This is a genomic window from Streptomyces sp. NPDC059524 (assembly GCF_042749255.1).
In the GTDB taxonomy this organism is placed as follows: domain Bacteria; phylum Actinomycetota; class Actinomycetes; order Streptomycetales; family Streptomycetaceae; genus Streptomyces; species Streptomyces xanthii.
In genome coordinates this window covers 53,538-68,179 of the sequence record NZ_JBHYTK010000024.1, presented here as the reverse complement: position 1 = coordinate 68,179, position 14,642 = coordinate 53,538, and the positions used below count along the sequence as shown (strand labels likewise).

General features: G+C 74.8%; 6 protein-coding genes. All 6 read left to right on the top strand.

The window, feature by feature from the left end:
* The first annotated feature begins 76 nt into the window (after positions 1–76).
* Positions 77–1,456 carry an alpha/beta fold hydrolase gene (locus tag ACFW9D_RS10050; RefSeq protein WP_384619911.1) on the top strand — a complete coding sequence of 460 codons (1,380 nt, stop codon included), beginning with the start codon at positions 77–79 and terminating at the stop codon, positions 1,454–1,456.
* Positions 1,457–1,523: 67 nt separating this feature from the next.
* On the top strand, positions 1,524–2,447 hold the full coding sequence (locus tag ACFW9D_RS10045) for a DUF6039 family protein (RefSeq protein ID WP_188341939.1): 924 nt from the start codon (positions 1,524–1,526) through the stop codon (positions 2,445–2,447).
* 14 nt (positions 2,448–2,461) lie between these two features.
* Complete coding sequence (locus tag ACFW9D_RS10040; RefSeq protein ID WP_223206496.1) at positions 2,462–3,247, top strand: enoyl-CoA hydratase-related protein; 786 nt, start codon at positions 2,462–2,464, stop codon at positions 3,245–3,247.
* Between the two features lie 28 nt (positions 3,248–3,275).
* Complete coding sequence (gene fabD / locus ACFW9D_RS10035) at positions 3,276–5,564, top strand: ACP S-malonyltransferase (protein WP_384619906.1); 2,289 nt, start codon at positions 3,276–3,278, stop codon at positions 5,562–5,564.
* Between the two features lie 65 nt (positions 5,565–5,629).
* Complete coding sequence (locus ACFW9D_RS10030) at positions 5,630–6,445, top strand: DUF6039 family protein (RefSeq protein ID WP_384619903.1); 816 nt, start codon at positions 5,630–5,632, stop codon at positions 6,443–6,445.
* 189 nt (positions 6,446–6,634) lie between these two features.
* Positions 6,635–14,642, top strand: an 8,008-nt coding sequence (locus tag ACFW9D_RS10025) for an amino acid adenylation domain-containing protein (protein WP_384619900.1), incomplete at its 3' end; no start/stop codon positions are given.

The window sequence follows — 14,642 nt, the reverse complement described above, 5'->3', positions numbered from 1 at the left end:
GGGCATGCCACGGCACCGCCCCGGCCGCGGGCTCCGTGCCCCCGGGCGTGCAGCAGACGAAGGAGGGACGGCCGTCATGACGGACGCGCTGGAGGCATCCGAGGTGCGGGCATCCGCGGCGCGGGACGAAGCCGCGCGGAGCGGAGCGACGCAGGACGGGGCCGCACCCGACGAACCGGCGCAGAGCGAGGCCGGCCCGCTGCGGTCCCTCCTCGACGCCGTGCACGACACCGTCACCGAGGTACGGGCCCGGCAGGACGACTACTTCGTCCGGCGGCCGCTGCGCCTGCCCGCCCGGCTGCTCGCGGCCGGCGGCGACGAGACGGCTGCGGCGTCCCTGGCCCGGCTGCTGGGCGACACCTACGCGCTCACCGTCGAGGCGGTGTCCGACGAGGCCGAACTGACCGCCGTGGACCGCCTCGCGGCCGCCCGCGCCACCCGCTCCGGCCCCCGGCCGGCCGCCCCACCGCCCTCCGCGCGGGAAGCGGCCGCGCTCGCCCGCCTCCAGGAAGAACGGCGCGCCGCCGTCACGCGCGAGGCCGACCGGATCGGCGCCGCCGCCCCCGAGCGCGTCGGCGTCCTCGGCGGCGTCCTGCCCTACCTCGCGGCCGGCCCCCGTACCGAGGACCGGCCCCCGATCGTCCTCGTCAACGCGCTCGGCATGGGCACCGCCCTGTGGCACCCCCTGATGGCCGTGCTCGCGCGCACCCATCGGGTCCTGACCTGGGCACCGCGCGGCACCGCGCCGGACAGCCGTCCGCTGCGCCTGCGCGACCAGGCCGACGACCTCGCCGCCGTCCTGGCCGCCGAGGGAGCACGCGAGTGCCACCTCGTGGGCTGGTGCAGCGGCCCCAAGACGGCCCTGGCCTTCCACCGCCGGCGCCCCGGCGCCGTCCGCTCGATGGTCTTCCTGCACGGCTCGTTCCGGCACACCGGCGACGCGGCCGGCCGCGAACCCGACACCCCCTACGAGCGCAACCTCGAGGAGCTGTGCCGCGCGGTGACCGCCCGGCCCGCCCTCGCCGGCCGCCTGCGCACCCTGTTCACCGGGGCCCCCGCGCCGCTGCCCGACGACACCCCGCCGCACCAGGCCGCCGAGGAGGTCCTCGCCCGGCCCGCCCGCGCCCTGGACACCGAACTCCTGCGCCCCTTCGCGGACGACGCCGTCCTGGTCGCGTACGCGCGCCAGCTCCTCGACTACTGGGCCGACGACGCGCTGGCCCACGCGGGCGACGTGGACGTGCCGGTGCTGTGCGTGGGAGCCGAGTTCGACCGCATCGCCTCCCCCGAACGCCTCGCGCTGGCCGCCGGCCGCTTCCCCCGGGCCCGCCACGAGCTGCTCCCCGGGGCCACGCACCACTCCATGTACGACCGGCCCGCCGAAGTGGCCGCTCTGCTCGCCGAGTTCTTCGCCGCGGCGGAGCCTCGCTCAATTGTGAGCGGCGCCCCTCGCTGACGCTCCCTAGCGTCGGACTCCAGGGGCTCCTACGCCTCTTCACCAGTGCGACGAAGGAGACTGAGCGATGACCGACGCGGCGAGCGGTGCCCGGAGCGCGTTTCTTCCCGCCCACAGCGGCCCCCTGGGATCCGACTCCGGCCTGCTGCACACCGGCAACGCGGGATTCATCATCCACCGTGCGGGCCAGCTCAACCACGCGTTCCGCGCTCAGGGCCGTGAGTTCGCCACGGACCTGGTCGGCCATCTCAACAAGGTGATGGAGGGGATCGCGACGATCGTCGTGCACGAGGAGATCCTCGGCACCGCCGACCGCCTCCACTGGCTGATCCACATGAAGCAGCCGAACGACTACAGCCGCTTCCTCGAGGTCGCCGACCACGACCGCAGCTTCAAGGAGATCACCGAGGCGGACCGGATCGCCGCCGCCGAGGGCGCGGGCAACTGGGAGCGCATGTTCGTCGAGGGTTCCTTCAAGGAGCGCGTCTACGTGCCGCAGCACGGCCTGGACGAGCACGACGACGACCACGGCCACGACGACCACCACGAGGCGTCGGACACCTTCGTCCCGCCGGCCCGCCACCAGACGGGTCTGCCCGACGACCAGATGCGCAGCTCCGTCGACAGCGGCCTGACGATCCTGCGCACCGCGCAGACCGCGTTCAAGTTCCGCACCGAGGCCCGCGAGTTCGCCTTCGCCTGGGCCAGGGAGGTCAACCGCGCGCTCGCCGGCGAGGCCACGGTCTACCTGTACGAGGAGACCTTCGGCCAGCAGGACCGCATCCACTGGATGATCCACCTCGAGAGCTTCGACACCTACCGCAAGCTGGTCGAGCTCAGCCGCCACGACGCCGGCTACCAGGCCCTGTCCGACCGCCAGTTCGTGCCGGACTACAAGGGCGGCGGCGGCTGGGAGCAGACCTTCGTGTCGCCGACCATCCAGGACGTCGTGCTCACGCCGCTGCACGCCGGCTCGCCCTCCTGGTTCTGAGGGCGGACGCGACCGTGACGGCCACCGGCCCGGTCCACGACGGCGTGCGGCTGACGGCACAGCCGCACGTCCTGCGGGTCACGCTCGCCAGTGCCGACGGCCTCAACAGCCTCGGCGGCGGCACGCTCCGGGCCCTGGAGGCGGCCCTCGACCGGGCCGAGGCCGACCCGGAGTGCCGGGTGCTCGTCATCGAGGGCTCGGGCGGCACGTTCTGCACGGGGCTCGACTTCGAGGAGGCCGTCACCGACGCCTCGGGCGCCGACCAGGGCGGGGCCGCGTTCCTCGCCCTGATGCGGCGCCTGGGCCGGACCCCGCTGGCGGTCGTCGCCTGTGTGGACGGCCGGGTCGCCGGCGGCGGCGTCGGACTCGCGGCCGCCGCCGACCTCGTGATCGCCACCGAGCGCAGCGAGTTCAGCCTGCCGGAGGCCCTGTGGGGCCTCGTCCCCTGCTGTGTGCTGCCGGTGCTGGTGCGGCGCACCGGCTACCAGCCCGCGTACGCGATGGCGCTGAGCACCCAGCCGGTGCCGGCCCGCCGCGCCGCCGAGTTCCGGCTCGTGGACGAGGTCGTGCCGGACCCCGAGGCGGCGGTGCGCAAGCTGCTGGTCCGGCTGACCCGGCTCGACCCGGTCACGATCGGCGAGCTCAAGCGGTACTTCCAGGCGATGTGGTTCACCACGCAGGACACGGACGAGTTCGCGCTGCGCGAGTTCACCCGGCTGATCGACTCGCCCGTCGCGCGGCGCCGCATCACCGACTACACGACTACGCGGCGGCTCCCCTGGGAGGCGCCCCGGCCCTGACCGGGGCCGAGCCAGGAGGGACGACGCGATGGTGGCACTGGTGTTCCCGGGTCAGGGATCGCAGCGCAAGGGCATGGGCGAGGGGCTGTTCGCCCGCTTCCCCGAGCTGACCCGGCAGGCCGACGACATCCTCGGCCATTCGATCGAGGAGCTGTGCCGCACCGGGGGCGAGGGCCGCCTGGACCGCACCGAGTACGCGCAGCCCGCGCTGTTCGTGGTCAGCGCGCTGTCCTGGCTGGCCCGCGACCCGGCCCTGCCCGAGCCCCGATTCCTGGCCGGGCACAGTCTGGGCGAGTACGGCGCGCTGTTCGCCGCCGGATGCTTCGACTTCGCCACCGGCGTGCGGCTCGTGCGCGAGCGGGGCGCTCTCATGGGGCGGGTGCAGGGCGGCGGGATGCTGGCGGTGGTCGGCGTCGACGGCGACGAGGTCCCGGGGCTGCTCGCGCGGTCCGGTGCCTCCGGGGTCGACGTCGCCAACTACAACTCGCCCGCCCAGACCGTCCTCTCGGGCCCGCTGGACGAACTGCGCACGGCGTCGGCGGCGTTGTCCGCGCGGCCGGGCGTGCGCTGTGTGCCGGTCCGGGTGAGCGCCGCGTTCCACTCGCGGCACATGCGCCCGGCCGCCCGGGAGTTCACCCGATTCCTGACCGGTTTCACCTTCGCCGACCCGGACCGCACCGTGGTCTCGGGCGTGACGGCGCGCCCGTACGGCCCCGGCGAGATCGCCGGTCTGCTGGCCCGCCAGATCGAGAGCCCGGTGCGCTGGTCGCAGACCATGGAGTACCTCGCCGCGCACGGCGTGGACGCGGTCGAGGAGATCGGCCCCGGGCAGGTCCTGACGAACCTGTGGAAGCGCGGCCGTACGGAACGCGCCGCGCGGACGCCCGCCCCGGCCGCACCCGCCCCGACGGCCACCGCGCCTTCGGCTCCCGCCCCGGCCACCACCGCCACAGCCACCGCCGCACCGGCCTCCGGCGGTCTGCGGGCCGAGGAGCTGGGCAGCGCGGAGTTCCGCCGCGCGTACGGGATCCGCTACGCCTATCTCGCCGGCGCCATGTTCCGGGGCATCGCCTCCACGGACCTGGTGATCCGGATGGGACGGGCCGGGCTGATGGGCTTCTTCGGCGCGGGCGGCCTGGCCCTGGACCAGGTGGAGAAGGCCGTCGTACGGATCAAGGAGGCGCTCGGCCCCGACGGCCGCTACGGCGTCAACCTGCTGCACTCCATCGACGACCCCGCCTACGAACAGGCCGTCGTCGACCTGTGCCTGCGCCACGACGTGCACGACGTGGAGGCCGCCGGCTTCACCCAGCTCACCCCGGCCGTCGTCCGGTTCCGTTTCGCCGGAGCGCACCGTGACGACGCCGGCGGACCCGTCGCCGTACGGCGCGTGCTGGCGAAGGTGTCGCGGCCCGAGGTCGCCGCCGCGTTCATGGGCCCCGCCCCCGAGCCGATCCTGCGCAAGCTGCTCGCCGACGGGCACCTCACCCCGCTCGAGGCCGAGATCGCCGCCGAACTCCCCGTCGCCCAGGACATCTGCGTCGAGTCCGACTCCGGCGGGCACACCGACGGCGGCGCGGCACTGACCCTGCTGCCCGCGATGCTGCGCCACCGCGACGCGGCGATGATCCGGCACGGCTACGGGCAACGGATCCGGATCGGCGCGGCCGGCGGGATCGGGGCCCCGGAGGCGGTCGCCGCCGCGTTCGTGCTCGGCGCCGACTTCGTCCTCACCGGCACGGTCAACCAGTGCTCGCCCGAGGCGGGCACCTCCGACGCGGTCAAGGACATCCTCGCCGGCCTCGACGTGCAGGACACCGCCTACGCCCCGGCGGGCGACATGTTCGAGATCGGGGCCCGGGTCCAGGTGGTCCGCAAGGGCACCCTGTTCGCGGCCCGCGGCAACAAGCTGTACCAGCTCTACCGCAGCCACGACAGCTGGGAGTCGATCGACCCGGCGACCCGGCGCTCGGTCGAGGAGACCTACTTCAAGCGGCCGTTCGACGAGGTGTGGGCGGAGACCCGCGCCTATCACCTCGGCCGGGGGCGGGACGCGGAGATCGAGAAGGCGGACCGGCTGCCCAAGCACCGCATGGCCCTCGCCTTCCGCTGGTACTTCGCCCGCTCCGTGCGCTGGGCCCTGGAGGGCGATCCGGCCCAGCGCGTCAACTACCAGATCCAGTGCGGCCCGGCGATCGGCGCGTTCAACCACGTGGTGCGCGGGACCGCTCTGGAGGACTGGCGTGCCCGGCACGTCGACCTGATCGCCGAACGGCTGATGACGGGCGCCGCCGGCGTCCTCGGCGCCGTCGGCTGACCCCGCGACGCCCCACGACCCTCGTCACACCGCATCACCCTGACACCTGCATACCTGGAGCCAACATGACGGCACTGACCTTCCACTCGACCAACTCCGGTGTGGTCGTCGAGCGCACCGCGCAGCTCAAGCAGGCCCACCGGGCCGAGGGGCGCCGGATCGCCCTGGAGCAGGCCGCCTACCTGAACGAGAAGTTCGCGGGCCGCACGACGGTCACCGTGCACGAGGAGACGTTCGGGACCCGCGACCGGCTGCACTGGCTGATCAACCTGCCGCGGCTCAGCGGGCACCGGGAGCTGGCCGGGCTGCTCGACGGCGACGAGGGCCCGGCCGCGGGCACCGACTGGCACGGCATGTTCGTGGACGGCTCGTTCTCGGAGACGGCGCTGATACCGCAGCACTGGGGCATGTACGGCACGGACGAGGCGCTGCCGGAGGGCACCGTCATCGACGCGGCGGCTCCGGACCTGCGGGTGCCGCCGGCGCAGCGGCAGACGTCGATGAGCGCGGAGCAGACCCTCAACTCGTCGACGGCCGGCTGGATGATCCACCGGGTGGCCCAGCCGAAGTACGCCTTCCGGGCCGAGGCGCGGCTGTTCGCCCGGAAGATCACCGAGTCGATCAACACGCGGCTGCCGGGGATCGCCTCGTCGTTCCTGTACGAGGAGGCGTTCGGGCCCGCGGACCGGGTGCACTGGCTCATCCACATGAAGTCGGAGGACGCCTACTACGACCTGATCGACATGCACATGCGCATGGACGAGGCGACCCGGGCGATCTATCTCGACGAGATCATCGCGCCGGAGAAGGGCGGCGGCACCTGGAACCGCCTGTTCGTGGAGCAGAGCATGGGCGACGTCTCCTTCGCCCCGCTGCGCTAGAGAAACACTCGCTCCGCGCTCGCCCCGCGCTGGTCCGCCACTGGTCCTCCGCTCGCCGACCGCTCCGCGTCCGCTCGCCCTTCGTTCGCCGCCCGCGGGACCGCTCACTTCTGAGCGGGGCCGCGGGTGTGCTGCTTCCTAGGGTGCGTCACGGCGCAGCAACCGTGGTCTTTCCCAGGGGGAGCGGATATGGAGCCTGGAACCAGCCCGGCGGGGCAGCAGGGCGAGGTCGGCGACGGTCTCGCCGCGCGGGTCACGGACGTGGTCGTCCGGGTCCTGTCCGAGGCCCGGCCCGGCGAGCCGCCCGCGCACGCCGGCACCGAGGTGGGCCGGCTGGCCCTGGACTCGATGACGGCGGCCCGGCTGTGGCTCGCGGTGCAGGGCGAGTGCGCGGCCGACGTGCCGCTCGGCTGGCTCGCGGAGGCGGACACGATCGGCGCGTACGCGCGCCGGGTCGCCGAGCACGCGGCCGGTGGCGCCGGCGCGGCGGACGCCGAGGACGGCGGCGCCGCGGTCGGCGCGCAGGTCGTCGCGGATCCCGGCGCCCGCCACGAGCCGTTCCCGCTGACCCCGCTGCAGGAGTCGTACCTGATCGGCAAGGAGCCGGAGCTGCAGGCGGACGCGGCGGGCTGCCACCTGTACCGCGAGTTCGACGTCCCCGCGCTGGACCCGGACCGGCTGCGGGACGCGTGGCAGCGGCTGGTCGAGCACCACGACATGCTGCGGTCGGTCGTCACCGACGACGGCCGCGTCCGGATATCCGAGCGGGCCCCCGAGTGGGAGATGCCGGTGCGCGAGAGCGCCGACCGTGCCGCGTTCGGCGCGACCGCCACCGCCGTGCGGGCCCGGATGTCCCACCACCTGTTCCCCGCCGACGCCTGTCCCCCGTTCGCCGTCGAGGTGACCCTCGGCCCGGACGGCACGGGGCGCGTCCACTTCGGCATCGACGCGATGGTCACCGACGGGCAGGGCCTGGACCTGCTGACCGCGCAGTGGGAGGCGTGTTACGCCGACCCGCGGCACACTCTTCCCGCACCGGCGGCCTCGCTGTCGGTGCGGGACTGCGTCGTGGCCCTGGACGCGGCCCGCGGCGGCGCCGCGCACCGCCGCGACCTGGAGCACTGGGTGCGCCGGCTGGGCGAACTGCCGGGCGCCCCGGGCCTGTTCACCGACGCCGAACCGGAGCGGGGCGCGGGGCTTTCGTGTGTGCGCCGCAGCAGCCGCACCGCGCGTCTGGCGCCCGGCGAGTGGGACGCGCTGCGCGAGCGGGCGCAGGCGCTGGGCGTCTCGCCGACCTCGCTGGTGCTGACCGTGTTCACCGAGGCCCTGGACCGGCACGGTGACCAGCGGCCGTACTCCCTCGTCGTGACGACGAGCCGGCGCCCGCACCTCCCCTCCGGGGCCGACCTGCTGGTGGGCCCGTTCACGGCGACCACGTTCGTGGAGGCGGTGCCCTCGGGGCGGCACTCGTTCGAGGAGGCCGTCCGGCTCACGCACGCCGGGCTGTGGCAGGCCGTGGAGCACTCCTCGGTGTGCGGGGTGAGCGCGCAGCGGGCCCTGCGCGGCCGCGACGCCGGGCCCGGGCCGCTGCCCGTGGTGTTCACGAGCATGCTCGACACGGCGGGCCGTCCGCGCGAGCGAGGCTTCGGGGCGGCGCCGGTGTACGCGGTCAGTCAGACCACCGGGGTGTGGCTCGACCATCAGATGTGGGAGCAGGACGGCGCGCTGCACGTGCGCTGGGACACGGCGGACGCGTGCTTCGCCCCGGGCGTCGTGGACGCCGCGTTCGCGTCGCTGTGCAACGGACTGCGGGCGGCCGCGGTGGACGGCCCGGTCGCCGAACGGCCGCTGAACGACCTGCAGCAGGCGTACTTCGTGCCCCGGGCGGCCGGTGAGCCGGGCCCGTGGCGCGGCTGCCAGGTCGTGGTGTCGTACGAGACCGAGGAGCGGGTGGACCCGCTGCGGCTCGAGTCGGCGGTGGTGCGGCTGGCGGAGGCGCACGAGGTGCTGCGCTCGGCCGTCACCGAGGACGGCGCCGTGGCGGTGCGGGCGCGGGCGCCCCGTCGCTGGGCGGTGCCGGTCGTCGAGGGCGTCCCGGCGGAGACGGTGCGCGAGGCGATGGCGGCGTGCCCCTTCCCGCTGGGGCGGCATCCGCAGTTCGAGGTGCGGGTCGTGCGCGGCGACGCGGGCGACACGGTGCTGCTGTCGGTGGACCTGACGCTGGCGGACGCCCGGAGCATTCATCTGACGGGCCGTGAACTGATGCGTCTGTACGCCGATCCGTCGGCGGAGCCCGTCCTCGTCCGGGCCACCGGGGCTGACCCGGCCGGCACGGACGGCGACGCGGCCGCCGGGCACTGGAGCCGGGTGCTGCGGGACCTGCCGCCGGGCGTGCCGCTGCCGGAGCCGGACGCCGCGGCGGGGCCCGAGCGCCGGGTCCGGCTCGACGGTGCGGCCCTCGCGCTGCGGCCGCTGGCCGAACGCTGCGAGCGGCACGGTGTGGGCCTGGACGCGGCGCTGCTCACGGCGTTCACCGATGTGCTCGCCGAGCGGTTCGGGCCGGACTTCGCGGTGCCGGTGGTCCGCTGGGACCACGCGCTGGACGCGCGGCGGCCCGGCGAGTTCACGAAGCTGAGCTGGCTGCCGTGCCCACCGCGCGAGCTTCCGTTCGCGCAGCGGGCGCGGGTCCACCAGGACGCGCTGGAGCGGGACGCGGCGGTCGGGGGCAGCGGTCTGCCCGAGCTGCGCCGCGCCGTGGCGCGTTCGGGCGGCGCGGGCTATCCCGTCGTCTACACCTGCGTCCTGGACCTGACCGGCCGGCCGCTGCCCGCCGCGGTGCGGGAGGGGCCGTGGCTGAGCTGCACCCCGGACGTGTTCCTGGACTGCATCACGACGCTCGACGCGGGCCGGCTGCGGCTGTCCTGGGACACCGCGCAAGGACATGCGCCGCGGGAGGGACTGGACGAGCTGTACGAGACGTACGCGCGGGCCGTGACCCGGCTCGCCGAGGACGACGGGGCCTGGCGGGAGACCGCGGCGCCAATCTCCCACCCGGCCGAGGCGGACGGCACGGACGAGGACGGAGTGCCGGTGGGCGCGGAGCTGCACAAGATCCTGCACACGTGGAACGACACGGAGTTCCCGTTCGACGGCGAGCGGTTGATGCACCGGCCGTTCGAGGAGCGCGCGGCCGCGCAGCCCGAGGCGGAGGCCCTGCGCTGGCGCGGCGGCTCGATGACGTACCGGGAGCTGAACCGGCGGGCCAACCGCATCGCGGCCCGGCTGGCCGGACAGGGCGTGGGGCCGGAGACGGTCGTGGCGGTCAGCGTGCCGCGCGGTCCGATGATGGTCGCGGCGGTGCTCGGCATCCTCAAGGCCGGTGGCGTCTACCTGCCGATGGAGCCCTATCTCCCGGCGGAGCGTGCGGCGGTCATCCTGGAGGAGGCGCACGCCGAGGCGGTCGTCGTCACGGCCGACCGCGAGGGCTGGCCGGTGCCCGAGAACTGCCCGTCGGTGTGCGCGGACAGCGCCGTCGCGGGCCCGCACCCGGCGGACGCGGACGAGAACCCGGAGCCGGCGGCTCAGCCGCACAACACGGCGTACATCATCTTCACCTCGGGCAGCACGGGCCGCCCCAAGGGCGTCGCGGTCGCCCACCGGCCGGTCCTGAACCTGCTCAACTGGTGTGAGCGGACCTTCGGGTTCGGGCCGGGCGACATGGGGCTGTGCGTGACCTCGCTCGGCTTCGACCTGTCGGTGTTCGACGTGTTCGGGCTGCTCGGCGCGGGCGGCGCGCTGTACATCGCGGACGCGGAGCAGCAGCGCGATCCGGGGCTGCTGCTCGACGTGCTCGTCGAGGAACCGGTCACCTTCTGGAACTCGGCGCCGACCACGCTCGCCCAGGTGGGCGCGCTGCTCGACGCGGTGCGCCCCGGCGCCGGAACGGGCGATCTGCGGCTGGTGTTCCTCAGCGGCGACTACACGCCACTGTCGCTTCCCGACGAGGTCAGGGCCGTGTTCCCGCGCGCCGACATCATCAGTCTGGGCGGCGCCACCGAGGCGACCGTGTGGTCCAACTGGTTCCGGGTCGGCGCGATCGATCCCGCGTGGCGCAGCATCCCGTACGGCAGGCCGATCGACAACTGCCGCTACCACGTGCTGGACGCGCGGATGCGGCCGTGCCCGGTGGGCGTCGAGGGCGATCTGTACATCGGCGGCGAGTGTCTCGCGCTCGGGTACGTGAACCAGCCCGAGCTGACCGCGGACCGCTTCGTGCCCGACCCGTTCCACGACGATCCGCAGGAGCGGCTCTACCGGACCGGTGACCGGGCCCTGTACTACCCGGACGGGAACCTGAGCTTCCAGGGCCGTTCGGACGGCCAGGTGAAGATCCGCGGCTTCCGCGTCGAGACGGGCGAGATCGAGCACCGGCTGCGGGCCCACGACGGGGTCAAGGAGGCCGTGGTCCTGCCCCGCGAGGACGGGTCGGGCGACCGGACACTGGTGGCGTACGTGGTGGCGCGGGCCGAGGCGGCGCCGTCGGCGCGGGAGCTGCGGTCGTTCGCGGGGCAGACGCTGCCCGAGTACATGGTGCCGAACTTCATCGGATTCCTGTCCCAGTTCCCCGCCACCGCGAACGGCAAGCTGGACCGGGCGGGGCTGCCCTGGCCGCTGGGCAAGGAGCATCTGACGGCGCCGGAGACGAGTGCCGCGTCCGAGGCCCCGGCCGAGACGCCCGCGGCCGCGCCGCGGTCCGCGGCGGACGCGAGCCCGCGCGCGGACGTGCCCACGATCGAGGAGCTGCGCGAGCGGATCTCCGGCATGTTCGCGCAGACGCTGGGGACCGGTGCGGTGGATCCCGATGCCGACCTGTGGGACCAGGGCGCGACCTCGTTCACGATGGTCCGCGTCTCGGGCGCCCTGCAGAAGGCGTACGAGGAGCGCTTCCCGGTGTCGGCTCTGCTGGACAATCCGACCGTCGACGCGATCGCCCGCTGGGTGCACTCCCGGCTGGGCGGCGGCGTGGCTCCGGTCGCGGTTTCCGTACCGGAGCCCGCGCCCGTGGCTGAGCCGGAGCCGGTGGCCGAGCCGGTGCAGGCCGCCTCTGAGGTGCCTCCGGCCTCCGTGGACTTCTTCTCGGCCGAGGAGCGCGAACGGTTCAAGAAGCGGCACTGGAACCGGCGCCCCGAGGAGCCGGGGCTTCCTGAAGTGGCCCTGCCCGAGGCCGAGTTCGAGCCCGAACTGTTCGCCTGGCGGTCCAGCCGCCGGGACTTCCTCGACCGGCCGGTGGAGCACCGCGCGTTCGCCCGCCTGCTCGGCCTGCTGCGTCAGGCCGGCGGTCCGGACGGGACCGGCTCCCTGTACCCGTCGGCCGGCGACACCTACTCCGTGCAGGTCTACCTGCACCTGACGCCGGACGCCGTCGAGGGCCTGGACGCCGGGCTGTACTACTACGACGCCGCCCGCCACGCGCTGCGCCTGCTGCGGCCCGGTGCCTGGCCGGACCGCGGGACGCACTTCTACTACAACCGGCCGGTGTTCGACCGCTCCCGGTTCGGGATCTACCTGTTCGGGCAGCGGCACGGCATCGAGCCGCTGTACGCGGACGAGAGCCTGCGCTATCTCACCCTGGAATCCGGCTACATGGGCGAACTGCTCATGCTGGGGCAGGCCGCGCACGGCGTGGGTCTGTGCCCGATCGGCGCCCTGAACACGGACGAGCTGCGCGAACACCTGGGCCTGGACGAGGGCCACGTCTTCCTTCAGGCCTTCCTGGGCGGCGCGGCCGCGCACCCCGCCCGCTCCGCGCACGGCACCGCGCCGTTCTTCGCCGAGCCCGTGCGGCCGGCGGCCGAGCCGGTGGCCGAGCCGGTGGCCGAGCCAGGGGCCGAGCCGGTGACGCACGCCGCACCCGCCGGGGCCGAGGCTCCCGCCACCGTCCTCGAACACGGCGAGCACGTCACCGAACCGACGGCCGTGATCGGCATGGCCGGACGCTTCCCGGACGCCCCGGACCTGGAGACCTTCTGGGACGGTCTCGTCACGGGCCGCAGCGCCGTCGCCGAGGCGCCCCCGACCCGCCCCGAGGCCGCTCCCGAGGGGGCCCGGGCGGTCGGCGGGTTCCTGCCGCACATCGACCGGTTCGACAGCCTGCACTTCCACGTGTCGCCGCAGGAGGCACCGGACGTGGACCCGCAGGCACGCCTGATGCTGGAGACGGTCTGGCAGTGTCTCGACGACGCCGGGCACACGGCGGAGTCGCTGCGCACGTCGGCGGGGCGCGTGGGCGTGTTCATGGGCGCCATGTGGCACGACCACCGGCAGCAGGGCGCCGACCGGTGGCAGGCGGGCGACAGCGCGCAGATCGCCGCGGCCGGCTCCGACATCGCCAACCGGATCTCGCACTTCTTCGACTTCCGCGGCCCCAGCCTCGCCGTCGACACCTCCTGCTCCTCGTCGTTCGCCGCACTCCACCTGGCCGTGGAGAGCCTGCGCCGCGGCGAGTGCGGCGCGGCCGTCGTCGGCGCCGTGAACCTGCTGGCCCACCCCTACCACTGGGGCCTGCTCGACGGTCTCGAACTGCTCTCCGCCGACGCCTCGCCCGCCGCGTTCGCGGCCGAGGGCAGCGGCTGGCACCCGGGCGAGGGCGTCGGCGTCGTGCTGCTGCGCCCGGCCGGCGCGGCCCGCCGGGCCCGGGACACCGTGCACGGTGTCATCGAGGGCACCCGGGTCGGCCACGCGGGCCGCGCACCGCGCTACGGCGCCCCGCACACCGAGGCCCTCGCGGACTCCCTGGCCCGCGCCCTCGCGGACGCCTCGGTGATCCCCGACGACGTCGACTACGTGGAGTGCGCCGCGGCCGGCGCGGGCATCGCCGACGCGGCGGAGCTGGAGGCGCTCGGCTCCGTGCTCGCCCGGTGCACGGGCACCGCCCCGGTGCCGGTCGGCACGCTGAAGCCCAACATCGGCCATCTGGAGGCCGCTTCCGGCATGTCGCAGCTGATCAAGTCGCTGCTGCAGCTGCGGCACGGACAGATCGCGCCGACCCGGGTGGCCGCCGAACTGAGCCCGCTCGTGGACTGGGACGCGCTGCCGGTCGAACTGGCCGACACGCCGCGCCCGTTGCGGCCGCGCGCGGCCGACGGCCGGGCCACGCTGCTGATCAACGCGGTCGGCGCGACCGGCTCGTACGGCCATGTGGTGCTGCGCGCCCCCGGGCACGGCACCGCGGCGCCGGACGCGGACGAGCGCACCGGAACGACGGCGGTCGACACCGGGCGGGCCCCGCACACCGTGGTCCTGTCGGCCGGTTCGGCCGACGGTCTGCGGGTGGCGGCCGGGCGGCTGCGCGAGCACCTGGCGGGCGCGGGCCGCACCGCCCGGCTCGACGACGTGGCCTGGACGCTGCAGACCGGCCGGGCCTCCCTCGCCCACCGCCTGGCGCTGAGCGCCGACAGCACCGAGGGGGTCCGGGCCGGGCTCACCGCGTTCCTCGACGGCCGCCCCTACCCGGGCCTGGCCTCGGGCGTCGGCGACCCGGCGCTCGCCGAGGCGCCGGCGCGGGCGGACGACGTGCGGCAGGCCGTGAACGACTGGCTGCGCGGCCACCGGGTGGACTTCGCCCGGCTGTGGCCGGCGTCGGCCCGCCGTGTCCCGCTGCCCGTCCATGTCTTCGCACCGGTACCGCACCCGGTCGCGGCCCCCGCCGCCCGGCAGCCCCGGACCGAGCCCGCCGCCCCGGAGCCCGCTGCCCCGCAGCCGGTGACCGCCCCGGCCATCGCGCCCGTGGACCCGCGGGACGGGCAGGACCGGGACCACGTGTGGCAGTACGTCATCGAGTGCTTCGCCGACGCGAGCGGCATCGCCGCCGACCAGCTGCACGCGCGGGTCCCGCTGGAGCACTACGGGCTCAGCTCCCGGCTGGTGGCCCGGTTCAACGAGCGGGTGCGGCGGGACGTCCAGGGCGTGTCCAGCACGGTCCTGTTCGAGTACGCCGACCTCGCCGGGGTGGCCGAGCACCTGGCGGCGCACCACGAAGGGCCCTGGTCGGGGCAGCAGTCCGCCGGGAACGCTCCGGCTCCGCACACCGAGTCGCAAACAAGCCCGCAAACAACTCCACAAACAATCCCGCAACCGATACAGCAGTCAGCTCCGCAATCAGTGACGCGAACCGAGCGGCGCTCCGGCCCAGAGGCCG

Coding starts and splice junctions, on each gene's coding strand:
- ACFW9D_RS10050 (WP_384619911.1), top strand. CDS start 77: ATGACGGACGCGCTGGAGGCATCCGAGGTGCGGGCATCCGCGGCGCGG.
- ACFW9D_RS10045 (WP_188341939.1), top strand. CDS start 1,524: ATGACCGACGCGGCGAGCGGTGCCCGGAGCGCGTTTCTTCCCGCCCAC.
- fabD (WP_384619906.1), top strand. CDS start 3,276: ATGGTGGCACTGGTGTTCCCGGGTCAGGGATCGCAGCGCAAGGGCATG.
- ACFW9D_RS10030 (WP_384619903.1), top strand. CDS start 5,630: ATGACGGCACTGACCTTCCACTCGACCAACTCCGGTGTGGTCGTCGAG.